The sequence below is a fragment of the Streptomyces xiaopingdaonensis genome (assembly GCF_000262345.1).
Taxonomy (GTDB): domain Bacteria; phylum Actinomycetota; class Actinomycetes; order Streptomycetales; family Streptomycetaceae; genus Streptomyces; species Streptomyces xiaopingdaonensis.
In genome coordinates this window covers 13,345-38,397 of record NZ_AJTQ01000248.1, presented here as the reverse complement: position 1 = coordinate 38,397, position 25,053 = coordinate 13,345, and the positions used below count along the sequence as shown (strand labels likewise).

The 25,053-nt window shown below is 72.8% G+C and carries 21 protein-coding genes, 3 pseudogenes and 1 riboswitch; of the genes and pseudogenes, 10 read left to right on the top strand and 14 right to left on the bottom strand.

Features of this window, described 5'->3' with window-relative positions:
- Window positions 1-123: 123 nt before the first annotated feature.
- From UWG_RS0119560 to UWG_RS30515, 4 genes are all read right to left on the bottom strand, one after another.
- The gene (locus tag UWG_RS0119560; RefSeq protein WP_029391597.1) at window positions 124-873 is read right to left on the bottom strand and encodes an SDR family NAD(P)-dependent oxidoreductase; all 750 of its coding nucleotides are present in this window, start codon (window positions 871-873) and stop codon (window positions 124-126) included.
- A 139-nt stretch (window positions 874-1,012) separates the two neighbouring features.
- Window positions 1,013-1,762 (bottom strand): N-acetylmuramoyl-L-alanine amidase, encoded by a 750-nt coding sequence (locus UWG_RS0119555; RefSeq protein ID WP_016908896.1) that lies wholly within the window; start codon window positions 1,760-1,762, stop codon window positions 1,013-1,015.
- 139 nt (window positions 1,763-1,901) lie between these two features.
- Complete coding sequence (gene cpt, locus UWG_RS0119550; RefSeq protein WP_016908895.1) at window positions 1,902-2,435, bottom strand: chloramphenicol phosphotransferase CPT; 534 nt, start codon at window positions 2,433-2,435, stop codon at window positions 1,902-1,904.
- Window positions 2,436-2,446: 11 nt separating this feature from the next.
- Window positions 2,447-3,304, bottom strand: coding sequence for a helix-turn-helix domain-containing protein (locus UWG_RS30515; RefSeq protein ID WP_050988620.1), 858 nt, complete (start codon window positions 3,302-3,304; stop codon window positions 2,447-2,449).
- Window positions 3,305-3,354: 50 nt separating this feature from the next.
- On the opposite strand from UWG_RS30515, the gene UWG_RS0119540 reads away from it, so the two are divergent.
- Window positions 3,355-3,786, top strand: a complete 432-nt coding sequence (locus tag UWG_RS0119540) for a DUF2000 domain-containing protein (RefSeq protein ID WP_016908893.1) — start codon at window positions 3,355-3,357, stop codon at window positions 3,784-3,786.
- A gap of 9 nt (window positions 3,787-3,795) precedes the next feature.
- Here UWG_RS0119540 and UWG_RS0119535 read toward each other — a convergent pair whose 3' ends face one another.
- From UWG_RS0119535 to UWG_RS0119525, 3 genes are all read right to left on the bottom strand, one after another.
- Window positions 3,796-4,380, bottom strand: a complete 585-nt coding sequence (locus UWG_RS0119535; RefSeq protein ID WP_016908892.1) for a GDSL-type esterase/lipase family protein — start codon at window positions 4,378-4,380, stop codon at window positions 3,796-3,798.
- A gap of 234 nt (window positions 4,381-4,614) precedes the next feature.
- Complete coding sequence (locus UWG_RS0119530) at window positions 4,615-5,307, bottom strand: LuxR C-terminal-related transcriptional regulator (protein ID WP_016908891.1); 693 nt, start codon at window positions 5,305-5,307, stop codon at window positions 4,615-4,617.
- Window positions 5,304-6,611: an ATP-binding protein gene (locus UWG_RS0119525; protein ID WP_237720174.1), complete on the bottom strand. Its 1,308-nt coding sequence runs from the start codon at window positions 6,609-6,611 to the stop codon at window positions 5,304-5,306. Before UWG_RS0119525 ends, UWG_RS0119530 begins: the two co-directional genes overlap by 4 nt.
- Window positions 6,612-6,785: 174 nt before the next feature.
- Between UWG_RS0119525 and UWG_RS0119520 the strand changes: the two genes are divergently transcribed.
- Both UWG_RS0119520 and UWG_RS0119515 read left to right on the top strand, forming a co-directional pair.
- The gene (locus tag UWG_RS0119520; RefSeq protein WP_016908889.1) at window positions 6,786-8,300 is read left to right on the top strand and encodes a PspC domain-containing protein; all 1,515 of its coding nucleotides are present in this window, start codon (window positions 6,786-6,788) and stop codon (window positions 8,298-8,300) included.
- Window positions 8,297-8,518, top strand: coding sequence for a hypothetical protein (locus tag UWG_RS0119515; protein ID WP_016908888.1), 222 nt, complete (start codon window positions 8,297-8,299; stop codon window positions 8,516-8,518). Before UWG_RS0119520 ends, UWG_RS0119515 begins: the two co-directional genes overlap by 4 nt.
- Before the next feature lie 65 nt (window positions 8,519-8,583).
- Here the strand turns inward: UWG_RS0119515 and UWG_RS0119510 are convergent, their stop codons facing one another.
- The 3 genes from UWG_RS0119510 to UWG_RS0119500 all read right to left on the bottom strand — a co-directional run bounded on the left by UWG_RS0119510 (window position 8,584) and on the right by UWG_RS0119500 (window position 12,068).
- Window positions 8,584-9,150, bottom strand: a complete 567-nt coding sequence (locus UWG_RS0119510; protein WP_420235638.1) for a DoxX family protein — start codon at window positions 9,148-9,150, stop codon at window positions 8,584-8,586.
- Between the two features lie 136 nt (window positions 9,151-9,286).
- Window positions 9,287-10,564 carry a hypothetical protein gene (locus UWG_RS0119505; RefSeq protein ID WP_420235639.1) on the bottom strand — a complete coding sequence of 426 codons (1,278 nt, stop codon included), beginning with the start codon at window positions 10,562-10,564 and terminating at the stop codon, window positions 9,287-9,289.
- 355 nt (window positions 10,565-10,919) lie between these two features.
- The gene (locus UWG_RS0119500; protein WP_016908885.1) at window positions 10,920-12,068 is read right to left on the bottom strand and encodes a C40 family peptidase; all 1,149 of its coding nucleotides are present in this window, start codon (window positions 12,066-12,068) and stop codon (window positions 10,920-10,922) included.
- A gap of 405 nt (window positions 12,069-12,473) precedes the next feature.
- Here UWG_RS0119500 and UWG_RS0119495 point away from each other — a divergent pair, with 405 nt between their 5' ends.
- The gene (locus UWG_RS0119495; RefSeq protein WP_016908884.1) at window positions 12,474-12,827 is read left to right on the top strand and encodes a hypothetical protein; all 354 of its coding nucleotides are present in this window, start codon (window positions 12,474-12,476) and stop codon (window positions 12,825-12,827) included.
- A gap of 79 nt (window positions 12,828-12,906) precedes the next feature.
- Here UWG_RS0119495 and UWG_RS0119490 read toward each other — a convergent pair whose 3' ends face one another.
- On the bottom strand, window positions 12,907-14,070 hold the full coding sequence (locus UWG_RS0119490) for a C40 family peptidase (RefSeq protein WP_016908883.1): 1,164 nt from the start codon (window positions 14,068-14,070) through the stop codon (window positions 12,907-12,909).
- 8 nt (window positions 14,071-14,078) lie between these two features.
- Window positions 14,079-14,244: riboswitch (cyclic di-AMP (ydaO/yuaA leader) on the bottom strand.
- A 166-nt stretch (window positions 14,245-14,410) separates the two neighbouring features.
- On the opposite strand from UWG_RS0119490, the gene pcrA reads away from it, so the two are divergent.
- The 3 genes and pseudogenes from pcrA (at window position 14,411) to UWG_RS33755 (ending at window position 17,684) form a co-directional block, all read left to right on the top strand.
- Window positions 14,411-16,945, top strand: coding sequence for a DNA helicase PcrA (gene pcrA / locus UWG_RS0119485; RefSeq protein ID WP_016908882.1), 2,535 nt, complete (start codon window positions 14,411-14,413; stop codon window positions 16,943-16,945).
- Between the two features lie 45 nt (window positions 16,946-16,990).
- A pseudogene (locus tag UWG_RS34290) lies at window positions 16,991-17,323 on the top strand (maleylpyruvate isomerase N-terminal domain-containing protein); the annotation flags it as partial.
- On the top strand, window positions 17,244-17,684 hold the full coding sequence (locus UWG_RS33755) for a maleylpyruvate isomerase family mycothiol-dependent enzyme (protein WP_237720170.1): 441 nt from the start codon (window positions 17,244-17,246) through the stop codon (window positions 17,682-17,684). The pseudogene UWG_RS34290 and the gene UWG_RS33755, both read left to right, overlap by 80 nt.
- A gap of 34 nt (window positions 17,685-17,718) precedes the next feature.
- Here the strand turns inward: UWG_RS33755 and UWG_RS0119475 are convergent, their stop codons facing one another.
- A complete protein-coding gene (locus tag UWG_RS0119475) occupies window positions 17,719-18,492 on the bottom strand; it encodes a FadR/GntR family transcriptional regulator (RefSeq protein ID WP_016908879.1) in 774 nt (257 codons plus the stop codon).
- Between the two features lie 197 nt (window positions 18,493-18,689).
- Here UWG_RS0119475 and UWG_RS0119470 point away from each other — a divergent pair, with 197 nt between their 5' ends.
- On the top strand, window positions 18,690-19,850 hold the full coding sequence (locus UWG_RS0119470; protein ID WP_016908878.1) for a trans-sulfuration enzyme family protein: 1,161 nt from the start codon (window positions 18,690-18,692) through the stop codon (window positions 19,848-19,850).
- Between the two features lie 24 nt (window positions 19,851-19,874).
- Window positions 19,875-21,332 (top strand): Na+/H+ antiporter NhaC, encoded by a 1,458-nt coding sequence (nhaC, locus tag UWG_RS0119465; protein ID WP_016908877.1) that lies wholly within the window; start codon window positions 19,875-19,877, stop codon window positions 21,330-21,332.
- A 329-nt stretch (window positions 21,333-21,661) separates the two neighbouring features.
- Here the strand turns inward: nhaC and UWG_RS34285 are convergent.
- Window positions 21,662-21,862 (bottom strand): annotated as a pseudogene (locus UWG_RS34285) (MFS transporter); the annotation flags it as partial.
- A 535-nt stretch (window positions 21,863-22,397) separates the two neighbouring features.
- Here UWG_RS34285 and UWG_RS0119455 point away from each other — a divergent pair.
- Window positions 22,398-22,598 (top strand): annotated as a pseudogene (locus UWG_RS0119455) (helix-turn-helix domain-containing protein); the annotation flags it as partial.
- Between the two features lie 8 nt (window positions 22,599-22,606).
- Here the strand turns inward: UWG_RS0119455 and UWG_RS0119450 are convergent.
- The gene (locus UWG_RS0119450; RefSeq protein WP_016908875.1) at window positions 22,607-24,370 is read right to left on the bottom strand and encodes a M23 family metallopeptidase; all 1,764 of its coding nucleotides are present in this window, start codon (window positions 24,368-24,370) and stop codon (window positions 22,607-22,609) included.
- Window positions 24,371-25,053 lie beyond the last annotated feature (683 nt).

Here is a 25,053-nt window from a genome sequence, read left to right as displayed (position 1 = left end):
CCGGTGGAGGGCGCGCCGCGGGGCCGTCGTCGGGGCGTGCAGCGCGGAGGCGGACACCGGGAGGGGGCGCGCGGTACTCGGTCGGCGGGGGCACGCCTCGCCTGCGGTGCGTCGGCTCGCGGGTCAGCGGAGCATGAGGGTGCCGCCGTCGGCCATCAGCGTCTGGCCTGTCATGTAGGCGCTGTCCTCGCTGGCGAGGAAGACGGCGACGGGGGCGATCTCCGTCTCCGGGTCGCCCATGTGCCCGAGCGGAATCTTGCGGACGACCTGCTCGTACTGCTCGGGGCGCTGCTTCGCCCACGCGTCGACGCCCGCGGTGCGCGCGATCGGGGAGATGAGGTTGACGTTGATCCCGTCGGCCGCCCACTCGTTGGCGACGACGCGGCTCAGACCGCGGATCGCCTCCTTCGCCGCGGCGTACGACGCCTGGTTGGGCTGGCCGTCGAGCCCGGCGCCCGAGGCGAAGTTGATCACCGAGCCGCGGCGCTCGCGCAGGTGCGGGTAGCAGGACTGCATCAGGCGGGCCGTGGCGTGGAAGCCCGTGTCGAAGGAGAGGGCGAACATCTCCTGGGTGTGCTCGGCGAAGGGCGCCTGGCGGGAGGCGTGTGCGTTGTTGACGAGGACGTCGATGCCGCCGAAGCGGCCGACGGCGGCTGCGCGGATCTCCTCGGCGGCCGACGGGTCCGCGAGGTCGCACCGCAGGGTGCGCAGCGCGTCGCCGGCGTCCAGCTCCGACTCGGCGGTGCGCAGCGCCTCCTCGTCGCGGTCGACGACGAGGACCGATGCGCCCTCGCGGAGGAACGCCGCCGTGATGCCGCGGCCGATGCCGCCGGCGCCGCCCGTGACGACGGCGCTCTTCCCCTGAAGTCTCATGCGTGCTCCCTCTGTTCTCTCGCCGACGGACCGGTCGGTGCGCCGCGCTTCGGCGTCCGTGCCGGACGGCGCCGGGACGAGGGCGTCGACGACGTGCGGCGATGCCGCGTGCACGGTACCCCGGTGCGGGGAGGGAGGTTCAGCGCCGCTGCCTTCGGGCGGCGTCGGCGCGCAACTCGGCGACCTTGGAGCGGAGTTCGGGGAGGCGGTCGTAGAGCTCCTTGCCGGGGCAGTCCGTCTCGTACGCGTCCCGGTGGCCCGCGATCGTGTGGAATTTCGCGGTGTCGCCCTTCTCCACGCGGCTGCTGTCGCTCTCCGAGCGGAGCTTCGCCCAGCCCTTTGGATCGGCGCCCGGCTTGAGCTTCCAGGCGATGAGGCGGGCTGCGGCGGCGAGCGCCTTGTCCGGGACCTTCTGGCCCTCGTCGAAGGTGCCGAGGAAGGCGATGCCCGCGGTGTCGTCGTTGAAGCCGCCGGTGTGCGCGCCCTTCACGGCGCGGGACGCGCCGCCCGAGCGGCCCTCGTAGATGGTGCCGCAGCGGTCGATCACGAAGTTGTAGCCCACGTCGTCCCAACCGCGCTGGACGTGCTGTGTCTGGAGGATGCGCAGCAGGCGGGGCACGTCGGCGCAGTCGTAGTCGTTGTCGTGGTCGGTGTGGTGGAGGAAGACGGCCCGTACCGCGTGGGTGTACGTGGGCCGCTCGCGGACCGAGTGCTCGTCCGCGCCCCAGGTGTGCCTCGTCATGATCGTCGGCCGCGCCGCGGTCACGGGGCGGTGGTGTTCGACGGCGCGCTGCGGGGGCTGGGGAGCGGCGCTGCGGACGGATGCCTCGCAGGTGATCAACAGCACCGGGGGCAGCGCGGCGGCGAGCGCGAGTTTCGAGAGCCGCATGCCCTTCACCGTGCGCCGGGCGGGGCGGGGGTGCGTTGCGGGGAGCGGCCTTTCGGGTGGTGGCCGAGGGTGCCGGGGCGCGTGCGCTGCGTGTGGTGCGGTCAACTCGCGGTCGTGTCAGGGGCGTTGACCCGTGCGTTCAGCTGAGGTGCGCGGCGATCGTGCGGGCGCACACGGCGGCTTCGGTGTGCGTGGTGTCCACCTCCATGTCGTAGACGACGCCCTCGTGCACCGTGTACGCCTGCTTGGCGGCCATCCCGCGGAGCCGGTCGCCCCGCGTGGCCTCGCGCGCGGAGGCGACCCGGGCCTCGCACCGTACGCCGACCCAGAGCACCGCGAGCCCGTCGAGCGGCCTCCGCCAGCGCAGCTGGGACTCCCCGCCGCCGAGGAAGACGTCGTCGACGAGGAGCCTGGCGCCCGCCCGGGCCATCTCGCCGACGCCCCGCTGCCACGCGGCTTCCAGCGCCCGGAAGTCACCGCCGATGTGCACCCCGCCGCCCGGCGCGAAACCGATCCCCGCCTCCGAGTGCTGCATCTCGCCGGGCATCGCCTCGATGAGCGAGTCGATGCCGAACGCCAGCCATGGGTTGGGCAGTTCGTCCTGGAGGCACCGCACGATCCGGGTCTTTCCCGAGCTGGAGCCGCCGTTGAGGAGGACCACCTGTGCTGCCATGGTGCGTCACGTTAGCGCTTCGGCCCGCCGGAGGGCTGCTTCTCCTCCGCTTCGGGCACGAGGTACGCGCGGAGGCCGCTGCGGGCGAACCGCCCCGGTGTGGTGCCGAGGAGCCGGGTGAAGTGGCGGTGCAGATGGGACTGGTCGTGGAAGCCGGCCGAGGCGGCGGCCGTGCTCGCCGGTGCGCCGGCGACGAGGAGCCGGCGGGCGAGGTCGACGCGGCGGGAGGTGAGGTACTCGTGCGGCGGCATCCCGAACTCCCGCCGGAAGACGCGGATCAGGTGGGCGGGGTGCGCGTGGAGCACGTCGCCGGCCTCGTGGAGCGGGCAGCCCTCGACGATCCGCGAGTCGAGGAGCTCGCGGAGGCGGTGCGCGAGGGAGGGATCGTGCGGGCGCGTGCGCCGGGCGCGCAGGTGGCCCTCGAGCCGGTCGGTGACGAGCGCGAGGGCGCACTCGGCGGCGTCCTCGGCGCCGGGCGAGGAGAGCGCCGTGTGCAGGCGGTCGACCCCGCGCCGCAGTCCGGGGTCGCGGAAGACCGGACGGTCCACGGCCCGGCCGATGAGGGAGGGGTCGAGCTGCCCCGGCTCCAGGTAGAGGACGTGCTTGCGGAAGCCGTTCCCCGTGGCCGAGCGGCCGTTGTGCGGGACCTGCGGCGGCAGGAGCGTGACGAGGCCGTCGAGGGCGCCGTGCTCGTGGCGGTGGAGCTCGTACCTGACGGCACCGGTGTCCACGAGGAGCAGCGTCCAGCAGGCGTGGGCGTGCATCGGGTAGACGTGGTCGGTGAAGCGGGCGTGGAACACCTCGGCCACGCCGCCGACTCGAGGCCGCCACGCCCTGATCCGGGGGCGGTCGTCCGGGCGAGCAGCCATGTTCGGATCGTACAAGACCCGCAGGTGGCGCCCGGTCGAGCATCGTCCGCATGGAGAACGGCAACGGGCCCGTCAGGGCCGAGACCAAGACCGCGGTGCTGCTCAGGGACGACCTGCTCGGCTGGCAGCGCGTGAACGTGACCGCCTTCCTCGCCGGCGGAGTCGGCACCGCGGTACCGGAGTTGGTGGGGGAGGCGTACGCGGACGCGGACGGCAACGACTACCTGCCGACCTTCGGGCAGCCCGTCCTCGTCCTGGAGGGCGGCAAGGAGGTACTCACGGCGGCCCACGAACGGGCGCTGCGACGGGCGTTGGCGATCGGCGTCTTCACTTCCGACCTCTTCGCCACCGGCGACGACGAGGCGAACCGGGCGGCCGTCCGCGCGGTGCCGGCGGCCCGGCTCGACCTCGTGGGGCTGGCGTTCCACGGGCCGCGCAGGGACGTCGACCGGGTGCTGAAAGGCGCCCGCATGCACCCGTGAGCCGCCCCGCTAGCGGGGCCCTCCTGCCAAGTGCCGCGCCAGCCACCGCAGATGGCCGCCGGTGGCCCGGAGCCTGCGCCCCAACGGGTCGGCGGCCGGCGGCCCCACGGTGTGCCGTACGCGTCCCTCGCCTCGCAGCACCTCGGCGGCGCAGGCGGCGAGGTAGCGGTGGCCGCGCCGGTTGGGGTGGAGGCGGTCGACGCTCAGCATGCCGGCCCCGCGGAACGCCACGGCCTCCCGCGCTTCGAGGAGCCAGGCACCGTGGGCGGCGGCGACCTCCTCGATCACCTTGTTCGCCGCCGCCGTTCGGCTCCGCAGGGAGGTGCGGGCGCGGCGGGTGAGGGGGAGCCCTTCGGACAGGTCGTGGAGCGTCATGGCGAGCACGCCGACGTGCGCCGCCTCGCGGAGGCCGCCGACGAGCGCCTCGTACTCCACGGCGAAGCGCGCCACGTCGAACCGGCGGTCGAGGACGTCGTTGACGCCGACGACGCAAGTGGCCACGGCCGGGGCGAGCGCCACGGCCGTGGCGAGCTGTTCGCGCCGGACGTGGGCGGCGCGGGCGCCCGTCCGCGCGAGTTCGCGCTGAGCCGCCACGGTGCCGGCGGCTGCGTCAAGTGGTGTATCCAGCCGTGGAGTCGACGGCCGTGCGGGTCGCCGACGCCCTCGGTGAGGCTGTCGCCGAGGGCGACCAGCTCCACGGTGCCGGGGGCGTGCCCGCTCGTCGCGTCCATGTACGGCAAGGTAGTCGAGCAGCGGCCCGGCGGGAACAGGACCGGGCCGCGGGGGCCGCGTCCAACATGCCCCGCGCGTACGGTGGTTGGTGCGGCTTCAGACCAGGCGGCGGGCGGCGGCCCAGCGCGTCAGCTCGTGCCGGTTGGAGAGCTGGAGCTTCCGCAGGACCGCCGAGACGTGCGACTCCACCGTCTTCACCGAGATGAAGAGCTGCTTCGCCACCTCCTTGTACGCGTACCCCCGCGCTATGAGCCGCAGCACCTCGCGCTCGCGCTGGGTGAGGCGGTCGAGGTCCTCGTCGACCGGGGGCGCGTCGGTGGAGGCGAAGGCGTCGAGGACGAAGCCGGCGAGGCGGGGCGAGAAGACCGCGTCCCCCTCGGCTACCTGGAAGACGGCGTCGACGAGGTCGGCCCCGGTGATCGTCTTGGTGACGTATCCGCGCGCGCCTCCGCGGATGACGCCGATGACGTCCTCGGCCGCGTCCGACACGGAGAGCGCGAGGAACCGCACCGGCTCCTCCGCCTCGCCCATGAGCGCGGCGCACCTGCGCAGCACCTCGACCCCGCCGCCGCCCGGCAGGTGCACGTCGAGGAGGACGACGTCCGGGCGGGTCGCCGCGATCACGGAGACGGCCTGGTCGACGTCGCCGGCCTCGCCGACGACCTCCACGCCCGTCTCCTCGGTACGGCCGATCTCCGCCTGCACGCCCGCGCGGAACATGCGGTGGTCGTCGACGAGCACGACCCTCGCCCCGCGTTCGTCCTCCGGCTGCGCCTCTGCCTCGGTCACGACTCCGCCGCCCTCTCCATCTCCAGCTCCACCTCGGTCCCCTCGCCCGGCACCGACCTGATGCGCGCGGTGCCGCCGTTGCGTCGCATACGGCCGACGATCGACTCGCGGACGCCCATGCGGTCCTCCGGCACGGCCTCGGGATCGAAGCCGGGCCCCCGGTCGCGGACCGAGACGAAGACCGTCCGCCCCTCGACCTCCGCGAAGACCTGCACGGTCCCGCCGTTGCCACCGTACTTGGCCGCGTTCACCATCGCCTCGCGTGCCGCCTGGACCTGCGCACCCAGCCGCTCGTCGAGCGGGCAGTCCCCGACGGTCACCACCTCGACCGGCACCCCGTGGTCGTCCTCGACCTCGGCCGCGGTCGCGCGGACCGCCTCCGCGAGTGTCCCCGGCTCCTCCTTGTCCTCCTCGCCCCCGGCCTGCGGCTTGTAGAGCCACTGCCGCAGCTCGCGCTCCTGCGCGCGGGCGAGCTTCGCCACCTCGCGCGGCCGGTCGGCGTTGCGCTGGATCAGCGTGAGCGTGTGCAGCACCGAGTCGTGGACGTGCGCGGCGACTTCGGCGCGCTCCTGGGCGCGGATGCGCATCAGCCGCTCCTCCGAGAGGTCCCGGACCATCCGCACCAGATAGGGCCCCGCGATCAGCGCGACGCCGACGAGCACCGCGAGCGCCGCCTGGAGGACGGAGCCCAACTGCCGCACGGAGCCCTGCATCACGACGATGGCGCTGACGCCGACGGCGACGAGCACCACGCCCACGGCGCCCCGCGCCAGCGGCAGCAACCTCTTGCGCCGGGTGACGGCCGCCCAGTGGGCGCGTCGGGTGTCGTCCGCCTGCCGCCACACCAGCGCGACGCCGACGCCGATCAGCAGGACCGGCCACAGATAGGTGTTGGCCCGCCCGAACTGGAGGTTGTCGATCGCCACCCCCACGGCGACGCAGAACGCGACCCCGGTGAGGAGGAAGTTCTTGTCCGGCTTGCGCAGCAGCCGCCCGAGACCGCGCCGCCCCTCGGCGCGCGCCTTCTCCGGCTCGACACCGCCGGCGCCGAGCGGGACGACGAACCAGTAGGCGGCGTAGAGCAGGATGCCGAGCGAGTTGGCCGCGCACAGCGCGAGGAAGACGATGCGCACCCAGGAGACGGGCAGCCCCAGGTGCCCGGCGAGGCCCCGCGCGACGCCGCCGAGCATCCGCCCTTCCGCGCTGCGGTACAGCTTGCGCGACGGCTCCTCGCGCCCGCCGGGCCCCGGAGCGGACCGGGGCCCGGCGGGCGGGTCCTGCGCGGGCGGGGAGGGGGCGGTCATGGAGGAGATGGTCACACGGATGTGCCGGTGGTACATCAGGGTCGGTCCCTGATACGTCCCCCACCGTTCCCGTGCGCGCGCCGACTCTGCGGTGCCGGGTCGCTTCCGGATCTCAGGGTCGGTTCCGGGTGGGCCCCCGATGTCAGGGCGGCCGCTCGGGCCAAGAATGTACGCATGACCGAGGAGCAGCAGCCGGCGCACGACGGCGGCCCGAGCGCGGGCGCGGGCCCCCGCACCCCGCGCACGGGCACGCAGCCCGGGCCGTGGGTCGACGACTGGCGGCGGACGATCGGCGGCGAGGCACCGCCGGGCGGGCAGCAGCGGGAGCGGCTCCGGCGCGGGCGGAAGCACAAGGTGGTCGGCGGCGTCTGCGCCGGGCTCGGCCGGTACTTCGACGTCGACCCGATCGTCTTCCGGGTGCCGCTCGCCGTGGTCTCCGTGATCGGCGGGCTGGGGCTCGTCTGCTACGGCGTCGCCTGGCTGGTGATCCCCGCGGAGGGCGAGACGCAGAACGAGGCGCGGCGGCTCCTCTCCGGCCGGGTCGAGCCGTCCTCGCTCTCGGCGATCCTCGTCGCGCTCGTCGGGTGCGGCCTCTTCCTCGCCGCCCTCGGGAGCCGCGGGACGCTCTCCTCGCTCGTCCTCATCGGAGTGGTGGTGGGCGGTGCCCTCTGGTCGCGCAACCGCAGGGAGGAGCAGGAGGCCGGCGTGCAGCGGTCGGCCGATCCGGCGCTGGCGCAGGCGGTCGCCGAGGCGCCGCCCGAGACGGCGCCGCCCCCCTCGCCTTCCACGCCGTCCTGGTGGCGCGAGGGCACCTCGACCGAGTCGGGCACCGGCTACCTGTGGGGTCCCGACGACGGGCGGACCACGGAGCCCCCGGCCGCCGCCCCTCCGCGGCAGAAGCCGGCGGGCAGCCGCGGCGCCGACCGCCGGCCGAGGTCGATCGGTGCCCTCGTGCAGCTCCTCGCCGTGTGCGCCGCGGTGGTGGGCGCGCTCGCGGGTTGGGGGGAGCGTCCGCTGGGCACGGTGCTCGCCGTCGGCTTCGGCTGCGCCCTCGCGGTGCTCGGGATCGGGCTGGCGGTCAGCGCCTTCCTCGGCCGGGTCGGCGGCGGGACGATCGCCGCGCTGCTGCTCACCGCGGCGCTGCTCGCGGGCGCCGCGGCGATCCCGAAGGAGATCACCACCGAGTGGACGGAGGCGAGCTGGCGCCCGCAGGCGGTCTCGCACGTGCGCGGCGAGTACCGCGTGGGCAGCGGGCAAGCACACCTGGATCTCGGGGAGTTGAAGCTGCGAAAGGACGACACGGCCGCGACGCGCGTCCGGATGGGCGCGGGCGAAATCCGCGTCCGTGTGCCGGAGAACGCGACGGTCCGCGCCGAACTCGGGGTGGGCCTCGGCGATCTGCGCTGGCCCGAGTCGACCGACGAAGCGGGCGAGGTCGTCTACGGGAACTCGGGCGGCGTCAACCAGCAACGGCACCTCACGCTCCACCCCTTCGACGGCGCCGCCGCGCGCGGCACCGTCCGCCTCGACCTCTCGGCGCGGTTCGGCCATGTCGAGGTGGTGCGCGACACGACGGACGCCGCCTCGAAGAGCGAGGCGGCGGAGAGCCGGCCGGCCGGCACGGTACGGGCGCTTCCCGCGGGGCGGCCGGAGGGTGCGGGCGAGGAGCGGGCGGAGGTCCCGGGATGAGGCACCGCTTCGAGCCGGCCAGGCTGCTGCTCGGGCTGCTGATGCTCGGGGTGGCGGTGGTGGCGCTCGTCCAGGCGCACGGCGGTTGGGACGTGCCGGCGTGGGCGCCCGCCGCGATGGTTCCGGCGGGCGTGGTTCTCGTAGGGGTGCTCGGGGGCGTCGCCCGGCTGGCGCGGCGGGCCGTGCGAGCGCGTAGGGGGAGCGGCGACGAGGGCTGAGCGCTCCCCGTTGCGGGACGGCGTCGCGACTGGGGCCGCGGCGGGCGGAGTTGCGCGGCGCGCGGTCAGCTGAAGATCATGCGGCCCCGGCGCCTGCGACGGAAGTGCAGCGCGGCGTCGGCGGAGAGGTACGGGGCGCCCGCGAGGACGAGGGGCAGCCAGGCCATCAGGTAGGCGAGGTCGTTGCCGTAGTAGTACGGCGTGGCCGCCCAGCTCACCGTGAGCCAGAGGCAGAGCGAGATCAACGCGCCCCCGGCGGCGGCGACTCGGGCCCACAGGCCGAGGAGGGTGCCCACCCCGACGGCGATTTCCCCGATGCACAGGGCGAGCCCGAAGCCGTACGGGCTCTGCTCGACGAGCGAGACGAGCCAGGGGGCGCTGGCGCTGCTGTGCACCGGGTCGAGCAGGTGCGCGAGGGAGCCGGGGCCGCTGCCGCTGAGGAAGCGGGAGTCGAAGAGCTTGTCGAACCCGGCGTAGACGAAGGTGATCCCGAGGAAGAGGCGCAGCGGCAGCAGTGCGTACCGTGCGGCGGTGGAGCGTGCTCCGTGCGGTGCTCCGCCGACGGGCCCTTCGAACCCGCTCAACGACTGCGACGCTCCCCCTTCGCCGCCGCGAGGTCCCGACAGGGGCATGGACTGACCGCCTTCCGCATGAGAGTTCGGTGTGCGTGGGCGATTCTTCCCCCACGGCCTCGGGAGGTGGCAAGCCGGGCCCGTGGCAGCGCGTCGAGGCCGCCCGGCGTAGGCGTGTGCGGCGTCAACGCCGTGCTCAATCGACCACGTCGATCGGGTACTTGTTGGTCTCCACACCGGCCGCCGTGACCACCTGCACCTCGACGCGCCCCGGTTCGACCTCGACGGGTACGGGGACCGTGAGCGCCGTGTCCGTCGGGCTCCTGAACCCGCCCGTCTCGGGGATCATCGGCACGTGCACGTGGACGGCGCCGATGCGCACCACCATCCGCGCGAGCCGGTCGGCCTCCTTGGCGCCGGGCGGCACGAAGCCGCTGCCGCGGATCTCCAGGTCGTCGCCTGTGCGGATCGGCGCGTGGAGGTCGCCGATCTCCCGTGCCCGTACGACGGAGAGGACGACGGGGCGCCCGCCCTCCGTGTACTTGCCCGCGAGGTAGGTGGCGGTGGAGACGACGACGAGAAGGGCGAGTCCCCAGGGCAGGTCGGGGAGTCGGTCGGGCTGGCGTGCGAGGCGCACGGCGGTGAAGGCGAGCGCCACCGTGTTGACGAGCACGTACTGGACGTCGGTGAAGGTGCCGTGCCCCGAGTCGTCGGTGAGCAGGTCGGCTCCGCGGGGGCGGTCGGCCGGCACCTTCTGGAGGCGCTGGGCCCGCGTCCGCACGCTGACCGTGCGGCGCACGAGGACGGCGATGGCGCAGGTGAGCGCCAGCACGGTGAGGATGCCGGCGCCGCGCGCCAACTCCAGCCCCGCGAGGAGCTCTTCGCGTGCGCCGGCGCCCGTCGTCCCCGCGAGTACGAAGGCGAGGACGAGGATGTCGAGGCAGACGAGCAACAGCCAGCCGGCCGCCACGGCGCGGGAGGTGGAGAGGCGGTTGTCCTCGCCGATGAGCGGGGCGAGGGCGCCGCCACGCGCCCGGTGGAAGTAGGCGGCGGCGGAGAGCGCCGCCGCACCGACGAGCGCGGCCGCGAGTCCGGCGGTCCTGCCGAGCGTCCAGCCCGGGCCGAGCGCGGTGAGCGACTGCCCGAGGAGGAGAGCGGCGACGGCGGCCCAGACCGCGACGAGGGTGTGGCGCCACAGGCGCGTCCTCACCAGATCGCCCTCGCGGCGGCTGCGGGCGGCCATCTCCTGCGCCGCGCCCGTGAGTTCGTCGGAGATCCACTGCCGGGAGGCGCTCGAGGAGTGCGCGAGCGCCGCGGGTACGCCTTCACCGGCGGCCAGTTGGTCACGACGGCGCACGAAGGCGGAAACGGCGCGTTGCCGCGCGTTGCGCGCCCCCTGGGGGCATCCGTCGCACAGGCATCCGGTGGGGTGCTCGGGGGTTGCGCCCCCGTCGCCGCGCACCTTGTCGAGCAGGGTGGTGCGCTGGCTCGGAACACCTTCCGACGTGCCGGTCTGCGCAGCCGCGCGCGGCTCCGCCTCGCCCCGTGGGCCTCCGCTCCCGCCGCCCTCCGCGTCCGCGTCGTCCCGCGCCGTTCCGACGGCCACTGTGCCACCCCGCCTCTCGCAGTAAGATCCACGCCCGGGGCTCGCCCGCACCGCGCGATCCGGCGCGCGGGGGCGGCAGTCAACTACCGGGCAGTGGAAGGGGATTGTGCCTCATCCGCGGCCCGCCGCGGGCGGCAGGGGCGCCCCGCGCGGAGCGCTCCCGTGGGCCGTCGGCGTCGTCGCACCTCACGGGCCCGACCCGAGGACGGAGCGACACGCGGCCTCACCCGGGCCGCACCGCCCCCGCGTACGGCATCTCGCTGATGGGGGCGACCTTCACCGACGTCCCGGGGCGCGGGGCGTGGATCATCCTGCCGCCGCCGACGTAGAGCCCGACGTGGGTGACGCCCCGGTAGAAGAAGACCAGGTCGCCCGGCGCGAGTTGGCTGCGCTCCACCCGGCGTCCGGCCTTGATCTGCGCGTAGGTGGTCCGGGGCAGCGAGACGCCCGCGGACTTCCACGCCGCCTGCGTCAGACCCGAACAGTCGTACCCGGAGGGGCCGCTCGCGCCCCAGACGTACGGCTTGCCGAGCGCGCCCCTGGCGAACGAGACGGCGCGCTTCGCACGGGGTCCCGAAGCGGCGGCCGCCTGCGCGCCCTTACCGCGGGCGGTGGCGCGGGCGGCATGCGCCGGCGCGGCGCCGGCCGACGGGGAGTCCGCCGGCTCGTCCGGCTGTTCGTCGAGGACGCGGGCGCGCTGCGCGGCGGTGAGGCGGTCGAGCAGCGTGCGGGCCGAGTCGAGCTTGCGCTGGACGGACTGCTTGCGCCGGTGCGCCTCGGCGCGCGACGCGTCGAGCGACTCCGCCGTCCGTGCCGCCTCCGTACGCAGTTGGCGGACGCCGCGCAGTTGCCGCCCGATCCGGTCGACGGCGCTCGCCTGCTGCGCGCCGACACGCTCGGCGAGCGCCGCGCGGTCGAGGAACTCGTCCGGCTTCGAGGAGAGAGCGAGTTGGAACCCCGGGGCGATGGCACCCCGCCGGTACTGGGCCGCGGCGAAGGCGCCGAGCGAGTCCCTGGTGCGGTTGAGCTGCTGCGTCCTGCGGGCCGCCTGGTCGCGCAGGTCGTCGAGGCGGCGCTCGGCCGAATCGGCGCGCTCGCGGGCTCCGTTGTACTCCTGGGTGGCGCGTTCGGCGTCCCGGTGGAGCGCGTCGACACGTGACTTGACCTGGGCGGTGCTCGGCTGCGGGTCCGCGTTGCCGGTGCCCTGGAGGACGGTGACCGCGGTGAGCGAGGCGAGCGCGAGGGTCGCGGCGGTCGTCCCCCGGGGGAGGGCGCCGGGTGCGGCGCGGTGTCCGGGGGAGCGCGGGGCTTCGGAAGAGCGGCGCGGGAGGAGGGAGTTGAGCGTGCTGCCTGGTCTGCGGTGCGAGGCCATGAGCCGGCCGTCACTCCTTACGTCGTGCGTACACATACGTACAAATCGGTGCAAGGCGGTGTGACGGTACTGCTTCGGGCCCTCGCCGCCCGGCAGCCGTGCCGCCATCGCCGTGGTGCGTCCGTCGAGCGGAGGCACCCGGCGGCGAGTTCGCACGGGGGAACGTTCCCCGCCGCCGGGCGTTCGTCGCGGACCCGGTCGGGGTCCGCTTGAGCAAGGACGGTAGACGGAGCCCGGGCGGGCAGGGGTGGTTGACCGGTACTTTTCGCAACCGACCGCTTACTGTGCGCGCGCGACAGGGGTGGTGAGGGTGGCGTGTCCGGCAGACGCGAAGTGATGATCAAGGTGCGGAAGATGTACACCCGCGCGGCCCCGGCGTGCTAAGCCCACGGCTAGGCTCACGCCATGGATGTTCTGATCAATATCTTTGTCGGCCTGCACGTCATCGGCATCGCCGCGCTGCTCGGCGGCTTCCTCTTCCAGATGAAGGCGATGGGCGAGGGCACGGCACGCATGCTGCCCGGCATGCTCCACGGCGCCCTGACGATGCTGGTGACCGGCGTGCTCCTCGTCGGCTTCCACGAGATGGACGGGGGAAGCGTCAACAACATCAAGATCGCGGTGAAGTTGGCGATCCTGGTGGTGATCCTCGGCCTCGTCTACGTCAAGCGCGACGAGGAGGCGGTCTCCTCGAAGGTGCTCGGGGCGGTCGGCGCGCTGACCATGGCCAACATCTTCATCGCGGTGCTCTGGGTGTGACCCCCGCGAGCGTGCCCCGCGGGACGGCGAACCGGCGCCCGGCGTACAGAGCTTCGTACGCCGGGCGCAGTCGTGCGCGTCAGGCCGGGCGCACCGCGGAGTGGAACGGCATGTAGTCGATCGCCTCGTACTTGACGTCGTCGCCCGGCTTCGACGCGTGGATCATCCGGCCGTCGCCGACGTAGATCCCGACGTGGCTGACGTCGTCGTAGAAGAAGATCAGGTCGCCCGGCCGCATCTCCGACTTCGCCACCTGCGTCCCGACCTTGACCTGGTCGTAGGTGGTGCGCGGGAGGGAGATGCCGGCGGTCTTCCAGGCCTCCTGGGGCAGCCCCGAGCAGTCGTAGGAGTTCGGGCCGGTGGCGCCCCAGACGTACGGCTTGCCCAACTGCTGCTCGGCGTAGGAGAGCACCTTCTCCGCCTTCGCCGCGTAGCCGTCGGAGGACGAGCCCGAGTCGCCCTGCGAGGAGCCCGAGCCGCTCTCCGAGCCGCCCGAACCCTCGTTCTGCTGCTCCTGTGCGGCCTTGCGGCGCTCCGCCTCGGCACGCTCCTTCGCCTTGCGCTGCGCCTCGGCCCGCTTCTCCTTCTCGATCTGCGCGAGCCGCGCCTTCTCCTGCGCGGTGAGCTCCGAGAGCAGCTCGCGGGCCTCGCTCAGCTTCGACTGGACGTTCTGCTTGCGTTCCTTGAGCGAGCGCTGCGCGGTGTCGAGCGACTCGAGCTGTTCGGTGGCCTCGGCTCGCTGGGTGTTGGCCGACTTCTGCCGCTGCTGGAACTCGGTGACCGCGTCCTTCTGCTGGGAGGTCATCCGGTCCATCAGGTGCGACTGCTTGAAAAAGCCCTGCGGGTCCTTGGTGAGCAGCAGCGTGGCCGTCTCCGACATGCCGCCCGTGCGGTACTGGGCGGCCGCGTAGTTGCCGAGGACGCGGCGTGCGTCGTTGAGCTTGTCGGTGCGCTTGGCGACCCGGTCGAGGAGTCCGTCGACCTTCTCGCGCTGCCGCTCGCTGCGCTCCTTGGCCGCGTTGTATTTCTGTGTCTCGGCGCCGGCCTGCTGGTAGAGGCCGTCGACCTTCTTCTTGACCTCTTCGAGCGAGGGCTTCTCCTCGCTGTCGTCCGACGGCGTAGCGCTCGCGCTCTGGCTGAGCAGCGTGACGGAGGCGAGCGCTGCGGTGGTGACACCGACGGCCCCGCGCCTGCCGGTGGCAGACTGGAGTATTCGGGTGCGCGGCTTGCGGTGCGACGCCAACTCCGGCGACTCCTTCCGTGAACCGCCTACCGGGTTAGCTGTCGGGTTCGGGCCGGAAAGGCGCCCTACGGATCCTGCCGTGTGCCCAACTGGCGCGTGCGTGGCTCCGATTCACCCCTGGTGGTGCGTGCGGGTCCCCGGTTCCGATGGGACCGGACTCGGCGGAGGCGGCCCGTGCCGACGCTTTCGTCGGCAGACGATGCGGGCTGCCTGACAGGGCACCGTAGCCACTCTGTGGTGCCCCTGTGAAGGCTGGTGTGCGATTCGTCCGCTATCCCTCCGTAATCGGCTCGTGATCGCGTACTGCGTTGTCGGCGGAGCGTCCTAGACTCGGTCGACGATGAGCAGCCTCTTCGACGACAGCTTCCTCGCCGGCCTCGCCGAGCCCGCGGCGGGCCCGGCCACCTCCCCGGCGCGCGCCGGCCTGCCCGCACCGGAGGAGGAGCCTCCTGAACCGGCGTACGGCGTCGAGCACCCCGAAGAGGAGATCCCCGACGACCTCTTCACCGGCTCCTTCGCGGGCGCCGCTCCCGCCCGCGAGACCCACTACCGCGACGGCGCTGCCCGCCCCGCGATCGATCCGGCGGCCCTGTTGGAGGGCATGAACGAGCAGCAGCGCGCGGCGGTTGTGCACTCGGGCGGCCCGCTGCTCATCGTCGCGGGGGCCGGTTCGGGCAAGACCCGCGTCCTGACGCACCGCATCGCACACCTCCTCGGCGCCCGCGGGGTGCACCCGGGGCAGATCCTCGCCATCACCTTCACCAACAAGGCGGCGGGCGAGATGAAGGAGCGCGTGGAGGAGCTCGTCGGGCCGCGTGCCGGGGCGATGTGGGTCTCCACCTTCCACAGCGCCTGCGTGCGCATCCTGCGGAGGGAGAGCAAGAAGCTCGGGTTCACCTCGTCCTTCTCCATCTACGACGCCGCCGACTCCAAGCGGTTGATGGCGCTCGTCTGCAAGGACCTCGAACTCGACCCGAAGCGCTTCCCCCCGAAGTCCTTCAGCGCCAAGGTCTCCAACCTCAAGAACGAACTCGTCGACGAGGAGGACTACGCGGCCCAGGTCTCGGGCGAGGCGGGCGGTTTCGAGAAGTCCCTCTCCGAGGCGTACACGATGTACCAGGCGCGCCTGCGCGAGGCCAACGCGCTCGACTTCGACGACATCATCATGACGACGGTCCACCTGCTCCAGGCGTTCCCCGACGTCGCCGAGCACTACCGCCGCCGCTTCCGCCACGTCCTCGTCGACGAGTACCAGGACACCAACCACGCGCAGTACACCCTCGTGCGCGAACTCGTCGGCCCCGGCCGGACGGAGGAGCGCCTCGCCGCAGAACCGCACGCCCCGGAGCAGGCCGAACTCTGCGTCGTCGGCGACGCGGACCAGTCGATCTACGCCTTCCGCGGCGCCACGATCCGCAACATCCTCCAGTTCGAGGAGGACTACCCGCAGGCCACGACGATCCTGCTGGAGCAGAACTACCGCTCCACCCAGACGATCCTCGACGCGGCCAACGCCGTCATCGAGCGGAACGAGGGCCGCCGTCCCAAGAACCTCTGGACGCAGGCGGGTTCGGGCTCCTCCATCACCGGCTACGTCGCCGACACCGAGCACGACGAGGCGCAGTTCGTCGCCGACGAGATCGACCGCCTCACCGACGCGGGCGAGGCGAAGCCGGGCGACGTCGCCGTCTTCTACCGCACCAACGCGCAGTCCCGTGTCTTCGAAGAGGTCTTCATCCGCACGGGCCTCCCGTACAAGGTCGTCGGCGGTGTCCGCTTCTACGAGCGCCGCGAGGTCCGCGACATCCTGGCGTACCTGCGCGTCCTCGCCAACCCGGAGGACGCGGTGCCGCTGCGCCGCATCCTCAACGTCCCCAAGCGCGGCATCGGCGACCGCGCCGAGGCGATGATCGACGCGCTCGCGCAGCGCGAGCGGGTCACCTTCCCGCAGGCACTCGTCCGCGTCGACGAGGCGTACGGCATGGCCGCGCGGTCGGCGAACGCCGTCCGCCGGTTCAACGCGCTCATGGAGGAGCTGCGGAACATCGTGGAGTCGGGGGCGGGCCCGGCGACCGTCCTGGAGGCGGTCCTGGAGCGGACGGGCTACCTCGCCGAACTCCAGTCCTCCACCGATCCGCAGGACGAGACCCGGGTCGAGAACCTCCAGGAACTCGCCGCCGTCGCCCTCGAGTTCGAGCAGGAGCGGGGCGAGGAGGAGTCCGGCACCCTCGCCGACTTCCTCGAACAGGTCGCGCTCGTCGCCGACTCCGACCAGATCCCGGACGAGGAGGGCGCGGAGCAGGGCGTGGTCACACTCATGACACTGCACACCGCCAAGGGCCTGGAGTTCCCCGTCGTCTTCCTCACCGGCATGGAGGACGGCGTCTTCCCGCACATGCGGGCGCTCGGCGACACCAAGGAGCTGGAGGAGGAGCGCCGTCTCGCCTACGTCGGCATCACCCGCGCCCGCGAGCGGCTCCACCTGACCCGCGCCACCCTGCGCAGCGTGTGGGGCCAGCCGTCCTACAACCCGCCCTCGCGCTTCCTCGAAGAGATCCCCGACGAGTACGTCGAGTGGAAGCGGACGGGAGCGGCAGCCGGTGCGGCGGCGCCGATCTCGTCCGCGGGCGCCTCGCTCTCCTCCTCGGCCGCCGCGTCGTCCCGGCGCGGCCCCTCCGGCTTCGCGACGCGGCGGACGCAGGACCGCCCCGTCGTCTCGCTCGCCGTGGGGGATCGGGTCACGCACGACAGCTTCGGGCTCGGTACCGTCGTCGGAGTCAAGGGAAGCGGTGACAAGGCGGAGGCGAGCGTCGACTTCGGCGGGGAGAAGCCGAAGCGGCTGCTGCTGCGGTACGCGCCCGTGGAGAAGCTCTGACGCTGCCGGTGACGGTGCCGCGTCCGTGGGCTATGTTCACCGGTCATGGAAGCGGCGTCTCTCCTCGGCCATCTCCGCGCCGAACTCGTCAGGTTCCGCGCGTGCCTCGACGGCGACCTCTCCGCCCCGGTGGTGCACTGCGGCGAGTGGACGCTGCGCGATCTCGCCGCGCACCTGGGCAGTGAGAACCTCTGGGCCGCGGCGGCCGTGACCGAACAGCACGGCCGGCACAGGAAAGTTCGGGCTCCCCCCGGAGCGGGCGGAGCTGCTCCGGTGGTTCGAGGAGACCTCGACGACGTTGCTCACGGCGCTCCGCGCCGACCCGGCCACGAGCGCCTGGACGTTCCATCCGCCCCACACCGTGGGCTTCCGGCAGCGGCGCCGCGCTCTGGAGACGCTCGTCCACCGGTGGGACGCCGAGCACGCCCTGGGGAGGGCGCCGGTGCTCGACCCCGAACTCGCGGGCGAGGGCGTGGCCGAGGTCCTCGACACGATGGCACCCCGGCAGGTCGCACGCGGTCGAGCGCACCCGCCCGGCAGCGCACTGCGACTCCGGGCCACCGACCTCCACGCCTCCTGGACCTACGGTCCTGGCGCTCCCGTTGCGACGCTCTCCGGACCGGTGGGACACCTCCTGCTCCTGCTGTGGGGCCGAGTGCCGCGCGCACACGAGGTCTTCCAGTGGACCGGCGACCGTGAGGCCGGTGCGGCTGTCCTGGCCGGGATCACGACGCCCTGAAGCCCCGGACACGGAGGGGCGTCGGGGCGACGGCTCAGCCCGCTTCCTCCGGACGCGTCTCTATCTCCCGGAGGGTGACCTGGAGGTGGTCCTCCATCGCCGCGACCGCGCACGCAGGGTCGCCCGTGAGGACGGCGTCGAGGAGTTCTTCGTGCTCGGTGGCCGACCCGGCGGGGTCGGCGCCGGTGGCGAGGTAGCGCCGGTGGCTCTCCTCGCGGCTCTCGGCGAGCGAGTGCTCCAGGGCGTCGAGGATCTGCGTCAGGCTCGTGTTGCCCGCAGCCGCCACGAGTGCCCGGTGGAAGGCGACGTCGGTGCGTATGCGGGTGGGCATGTCGAGCGGGGCGGCGCGCTGTTCGGCGATCGCCTCTCTGGCCCTGGCGATGTGCGCGCGGGTCTCCGGCTCCTCCGGGCCCGCTATGCGCTGCGCGGCGAGCCGCGCGCCGTGCACCTCGAGCGCCTTGCGGATCTCGGTGAACTCCATGAGCGCGCGCTTGTCCCGCAGCACCGCGAGGGCGACGAACTTCTCCACGGGGAGCGCGTTCGGCGAGGCGACGACGGCCGGTTTGCCCTGCCGGCGCTGGACGAGCCCGCGTGCCTCGAGGGCCTTCATCGCCTCCCTGAGCACGACCCGGCTGACGCCGAACCGCGCCGCCAACTCGCCCTCCGGGGGCAGTTGATCGCCCGGCGTGACGCCGGGTCCGACGCACAGCTCCTCGATGAACTCGACGACCTGGGCGGTGAGCGACCGCGGCTGGGCGCGCATGGTGCCGCGCCGCTCCGACGAGCCCCCCTCCGTCGTCTCTCCCAACGCGTCCGCCCCTCCGTCGAATCGGCCGTCCCCGCGCGAGCTTACTGAGCGGCCGGCGGTGTCCGGCACGCGCCCGATGCTTCTCGCTTTCTGAGAACTCTTGACCACTTAGTAGCTTGTATTACAGGCTACGTCCGATCGGCGGCGCACAGGAAGACGCCGCCGCCGACGCACGCGAGGGCAAGGGAAGGCGCCAGGTGAACAGCACCGACCGGCAGATCTGTACGGACGCGTGGGACGGTCCGGGGGCCGGGCCCGGCGCCGTGGCGCCCCCGATCTACCAGACCAGTCTCTTCGCCAAGGCGTCCTTCGAGGAGTTCGTCCGCCAACAGGCAGCCGAGCACGAGAACTTCGTCTACAGCAGGGGGACCAACCCCACGGTCGCCTTCCTCGAGGAGCGCCTCGCGCTGCTGGAGCGCGGCGAGGCCGCGAAGTGCTTCGCCTCGGGGATGGGGGCGATCGGCGCGGTCCTCGGCGGCCTGCTCCGCAGCGGCGACCACGTGCTCTTCGTCAACACCGTCTACGGACCGACGCTCGAACTGGCGGAGCACCTGGAGCGATTCGGGGTCGAGCACACGGTCCTGACCGCGCCGGACGCGGACGTCGAGGAGCACATCCGGGACAACACAGCGCTCATCTACGTCGAGAGCCCGGGCACCATGCTGATGAAGGTCCTCGACCTTCGTGCCCTGACCGCGATCGCCCGACGCCGCGGCGTCCGCACGGTCATGGACAACACCTGGTCGACGCCGCTCTTCCAGAAGCCCCTGACGGCCGGCGTGGACCTCGTCGTCCACTCGCTGACCAAGTACATCGGCGGCCACAGCGACGTGGTCGGCGGTGCGGTGGTCGGCTCCTCGGAGACGATCCGGGAGATCTTCTACCGGGGGCACCAGCTCTTCGGCGCGGCCATGTCCGCCATGGAGGCCGCGCTCGTGCTCCGCGGGCTGCGGACCTTGCCGGTGCGCATGGAGCAGCACCAGCGCAACGCGCTCGCCGTCGTCGACCACCTGCTCGCGCACCCCGAGGTCGACGCCGTCCACCATCCGCACGCCGACCACGGTCCGGCGGCCGACGTGATCAGCTCCCAGTTCAGCGGCCTCTCCGGGCTCCTCAGCTTCGAGCTGCGCGAGGGCACCTTCGCCCGCGTCTCCCGGTTCGTCGACGCGCTCGAGGTCTTCCGGATCGGCGTGAGCTGGGGCGGTTACGAAAGCCTCGTGACCTCCCCCGTGCGCCCCTGGGACGACCCGGCCGGTCCCGGCCTCATTCGGCTCTCCGTCGGGTTGGAGGACGTGCAGAGCCAACTCGACGACCTCGACGGGGCCTTCGAGGCACTCAGCCGCAGCACGGCTCCCTGACCACACCTTGCCCGAGAGGAAACGATGAAGTTCCGACAGGACACGACGTCCACCGAGGAGGCCGAGGGACGCACCGTCCCCGAACCGAGGCCCGCCGTCGCGCTCATCCCGGTGGTGGTCGTCGTCGCGATCCTCGCGGGCGGCATCGGGGTGCTGGAGTTCCCCGCCGAGCTCATGCTCATATGCTCGGCCGTCGTCTTCATGATCTTCGGCGCCTGCTACGGCGTCGGCCTCGACCAGGTCCTCACGGACATGGGCGAGAAGATCAAGCGGGCCCTTCCCGGCATCCTCATCCTGCTGAGCATCGGGATGCTGATCGGCACCTGGATGGCCGCGGGCACGATCCCGCTGATGGTCGACTACGGGCTCGAACTCATCAACCCTTCCTACCTGTACGTCCTCTCCTTCGTCGTCACCGCCATCGTGTCGACCTTCACCGGGACGTCGTGGGGCGCCGCCGGAACCATCGGCGTCGCGCTGATCGGCGTCGCCTCGACGATGGACGTCTCGCTCGCGATCACCGCGGGCGCCGTCGTCTCGGGGGCCTACTTCGGCGACAAGCTCTCGCCGCTCTCCGACACCACCAACATGAGCGCCCTGGCGGTCGGTGCCAACATCTACGAGCACATCCGGCACATGCTCTACACGGCCGTGCCGTCGTCGATCGTGGCGCTCGTCGTCTTCCTGATCGCGGGGCGCTCCCTCGACGCGAGCTCCGTCGACCTCGGCGTCATCGACGGGACCATCGCGGAGGTGCAGCAACTCTTCACGCTCAACCCGGTGTTGCTGATCCCGCCGGCCGTCGTCCTCGTCGGCTCCGTCCTGCGCAAGCCGCCGCTGATCGTCCTGCTCGTCTCCTCGGTCTCCGCCGTCGTGCTCGCGGTGCTCGTGCAGGGGTTCAGCGTCGGTGACGCGTTCACGGCCGCCGTTTCCGGCTTCACCACCGACCTGCTCCCCGGCGACGTCTCGGAGACCGTCACCGAACTGGTCGACCGCGGCGGGCTCCACTCGATGTACGAGCCGGCGTTCTTCGTCTTCTGCGCGTTCCTCTTCGCAGCGGCGCTGGAGAACTCCAACGTGCTGCGCGTCCTGCTCAGCGGGCTGATCGACAGGCTGCGCTCGACCGGCAGCCTGGTGCTGACGACGCTGCTCTCCGGTTTCGCGATCATCAACAGCACCTCGAACGCGCTGGTCACCTACTTCCTCATCAACGACCTCTACGGCAAGGCGTACAAGAAGCGCGGGCTCCACCCGGTCAACCTGTCGCGGAGCATGGAGGACTCGATCACCATCACCGAGGTCCTGATGCCGTGGACCGTATCCGGTGCCTTCTTCGCGTCGACGCTCGGCGTGGCGAACTTCGACTTCCTGCCGTGGGCGGTCTTCTCCTGGACGGGGCTCGTCTTCTCCGCGCTGCTGGCCTTCCTCGCGCCCGTCACCCGCGGGTTCGGGGTGCGGAAGAGCGCGGAGCCGGCGGAGTGACCCGGCGTAGCCGGCGCCGAACACCCCGAAGCGGAGGGCGCGTTCACGGGGCGCGTCCGGCTCCGGCGCGTTGCTCGCTCGCGGAGTGCGTCCCCGGCACCGTGTCCGCCGGCGTGCCTCCGTCGAGCAGGGCGTAGAGCGCGAGGACGGCGGTCCGGAACGGGTCGTAGGAGCCGAAGACGTCGCGTGCGAGGCCGCCGAGTGTCCGGTGACGGCGGCGCCGAGCCGGTGCACGGCGCCGGCCCAGGCGAGGACGACGGGCGTGTGCGTGCCGAAGTGGGCGCGGCACAGGGCGGCGCCGTCGCCGTGCCGAGCAGTCCGAAGAGGACGGCGAAGGCGGCGAGCGGCGGGAGCACCGCCGGCCCGAGAAGGAACGGCAGCGCCAGCAGCGGGAGTCCGCGGAGCGCGAAGCAGACGGCGAGGAGTCGGCGCGGGCCGACCCGGTCGGTGAGCCAGCCGGAGGCGGCCGAGCCGACGGCGTTGCAGAGGCCGACGACGGCGAGGAGCGCGGAGGCGGAGGCCGCCGGCATGCCGTGGTCGTGCGCGGCCGGCGTGAGTGCGTCCACGGCACGCCGTTGGTGGAGGCGCCGCAGACGGCGAAGGCCGCGGCGGGCAGCCGGAAGCCGCGGCTGCGGACGGCCGTGGGCAGGGCGCGCACGGTGTTCCGGGCGGCGTCGGGAGCGGGCGGCGGGCGCGGGACGAACGCCCGTGCGCCGTAGGGGCGTTCGCCCAGCTCGGCGGGGTGGCTGCGGAGGAGCAGCAGCGCCGGCGGCGTCGCGGCGAGCGCGAGCGTGACGGAGGCGGGGCGCCAGCCGTGCGCCTCGGCGAGCGCGGCGAGGACCAACGCCATCTGCCCGAAGGCGCTCGCCGCACTGAGGACGCCGCTGACGAGCCCGCGCCTGGCGACCGAACCGCCGCTCCGTCAGCGTCGCGGCGAAGGCGAGTGCGAGCGCCCCCGAGCCGGTCCCGATGAGCAGCACCCAGTAGAGGACGAACTGCCGGGGAGCGGTGAGCGTCGTGGTCAGGGCGCCGCCCGCGGCGAGTGTGAGGAGGGCGGCCGCCGCGACGCCGCTGCGGTGGTTGACGCGTGAACGCGTCGAGCGGGCACGTCGGTTGCTGGAGGAGAGCGACCTGCCCGTCGAACGGATCGCGGAGGAGTGCGGCTCCTGGACGGCCGCCTCGCTGCGCGGCCGCTTCCGCTCCGCGCTGCGGGGCTCGCCGAGTGCGTATCGGCGGACGTTCCGGGGGAGCGCGGTTGCGGGCTGAGCGCCTGGTCAGCTGATGTTGAGGCCCTTCGACTGCAGCCAGCCCAGCGGATCGACGGCCGAGCCGCCGCCGGGACGTGTCTCGAAGTGGAGGTGCGGGCCCGTGGAGTTGCCCGAGCTGCCGCTGTAGGCGATCGTGTCGCCCGCCTTGACCTCGCCGGAGCGGATCTTGGTGCTGCTCAGATGGCAGTACCAGGTCTCGGTGCCGTCTTCGGCCGTGACGATCGCCATGTTGCCGTAGGAGAGGTCGTACTTGGTGGTCACCGTGCCGTCGGTCGCCGCCATCACCGGCGTTCCGTAGCTGACGGGGAAGTCGATTCCGGTGTGCACCGACATCCAGTTGACGCCGGCCTGCCCGTAGTACGCGCTCAGCGTCTTGTCCTCGACGGGGATGAAGAACTTCGGCCGCATCGCCTCCTTGCGTGCGGCCTCGCGCTCCTTCCGCTTCCGCTCGGCCTCCTGCCGCTCCTTCAGGTCGATCCGCTCCTGGGTGCGGCTGGCGCGCCCTGCGAAGTCGTCGGCGTCGGCCGAGACGTCCGCGAGCTGGGTGTCGAGCTTCTTGTTCGCCGAAGGGGGCTGCGCGTTGGCCGGGTCGGGGGCGGCCTGGGTCGTCGGCTCGGGGTCGTCGCCGCCCATGACGGTCGCGGCTGCCGCACCGGCGACGCCCACCACGGCGACGGACGGCACCGCGACGGTGAGCAGCGCCGAACGCCGGGGCTTCGGTGAGCGGCGGCGCCCGCGGCCTTGCGGGACGGCCGGGGGGTGCTCGTCGTCGGGCGGGGCGCCACCGGTGTGCGCAGAGGCGGCGTACGGATCGTGCGCGTCGTCCGTGTGTTCCTCGGGGGAGTGGGTGGCGACGTCCGAGGTCGTCAGGTGTGCGGTGTCGGTGGGTGCGTCGGCGAACTGCCGGGCGGTGTCGGCCTGCTCGCCGGCGCGACCCTCGGAGGGGTGCGGGGCGGCCTGCTGCTGGGGCGCCCAGTGCTGGGTCGGCCACTCGGTGCCGGTCTCCCACTCGGAGGTGGTGTCCCAACTCGCCGTGGACCAACTCCCGGTGTCCCACGCCGCGGTCGACCAGGTTTCGGTGGCTTGTCCCCACTCGCTTCCGGTGTCGGTGAGCGGGTCGACGCCTTGGCCGAAGGTGCCGTGTCCGGTCTCGTGCGCCTGCGTCGCCCAGCCGCCCGTCTGCCATTCGGTGCCGGTGTCGCCGGGGTTCCAGGAGTCGAAGTGGCCGTAGCCCGCGGTGGTTCCGTAGGCGCCGGTGTCGTGGGCGTGGTCCGATGCGGACGGGTGCGCGGGGTAGCCGGCGGTGTCGAAGGCGCCGGTGGTGTAGGCGGTGCCGTGGCCGTCCGTGGCCTCGCCGTAGCCCCAGGTGCCGGTGTCCCAGGTGCCGGTGTCCCAACCGGTCGTCGAGAAGGTCCCGGTCTCCGGGCCCCACTGCATCGAGTCGTACTCGTGGCCGAAGCCGTTGCCCGCGGGCACTCCGTAGGCGAAGTCGGTTTCGTGGGGCGGGAGTTGGGAACCGTGGCCGTAGGCGTAGCTCTGCTGCTCGTAGGTCGGCTGCTGGTACGGGTCGTACTGCTGGGCGTACGGCTCGTAGGGACGGCTGTATGCGTCGTAGCCGGCCTGCTCGGCGTGGCCGTACGAGGCATAGGCGTACGGATCGTGCGGGGCGACTCCGTACGGCGTGCCGTAAGAGGCATGAGCGAAGTCGGAAGCGGGATCTGCCGGAACGTGCGGATGATCCGGCGGGTGACGGTCGTTCACCAACTTCACTTTCGCCTCGACAGCAGGGGCGGAGCAGGTGCCGTGACTGTACCCGGCGGTATGCGACGCCGACAATCTTCGGGCTGTTTCAGCCGGTCAGGAAACGGGCATTCGCTCGCCTTTCCGTGGAGGTCGCCCTTACGAAATGCCTGTTCCGCCCGAAAGTCCGTCGCTGAGCGGTCGCGGATTCCTCCGGCTCGCGCTCCGGAGCGCGCCGCGCGAGGGCCGCTCCGGGAGGGCGCCTCGTAGCGCTATCTGCTCCCAACTCCGGTCGGATGCTCCGGAGTACGGCGTCGACCGTCGGAAGGGAGAGAAATCCGGATCTACGAGCGCGTGCTTCGCTCGACTCCCGGAGGCGTGCCGTCTCCGTCGGAGGTGTCGCCTTGTCGAAGTCGCTCCGGAAACTGGCTCATTGTGTCGGGTATTCGCCTCCGGCCGGTCGTGTCGGTTCGGTCGTGTTCGCGGGGCGAAGTGCGGGTGGCGGCGGCCGCGTCGGTGCGGGGCGCGGCGTGGCGCGTGACGAGGGTGCGTACGCGTGTGCCCTCGTCCGGGCATGCACGGGGTACTGGGCGGCTGCGCCGCCTCGTCCCTCCGCCTGTACGGGGAGACGAGCTGCGACGGTGCGTGCGTCGGCAAATCGGCGCCGCGGAACCGGTGAGGGCCGCGAACGGGCGGTCGCCGTCGGCGGGTTC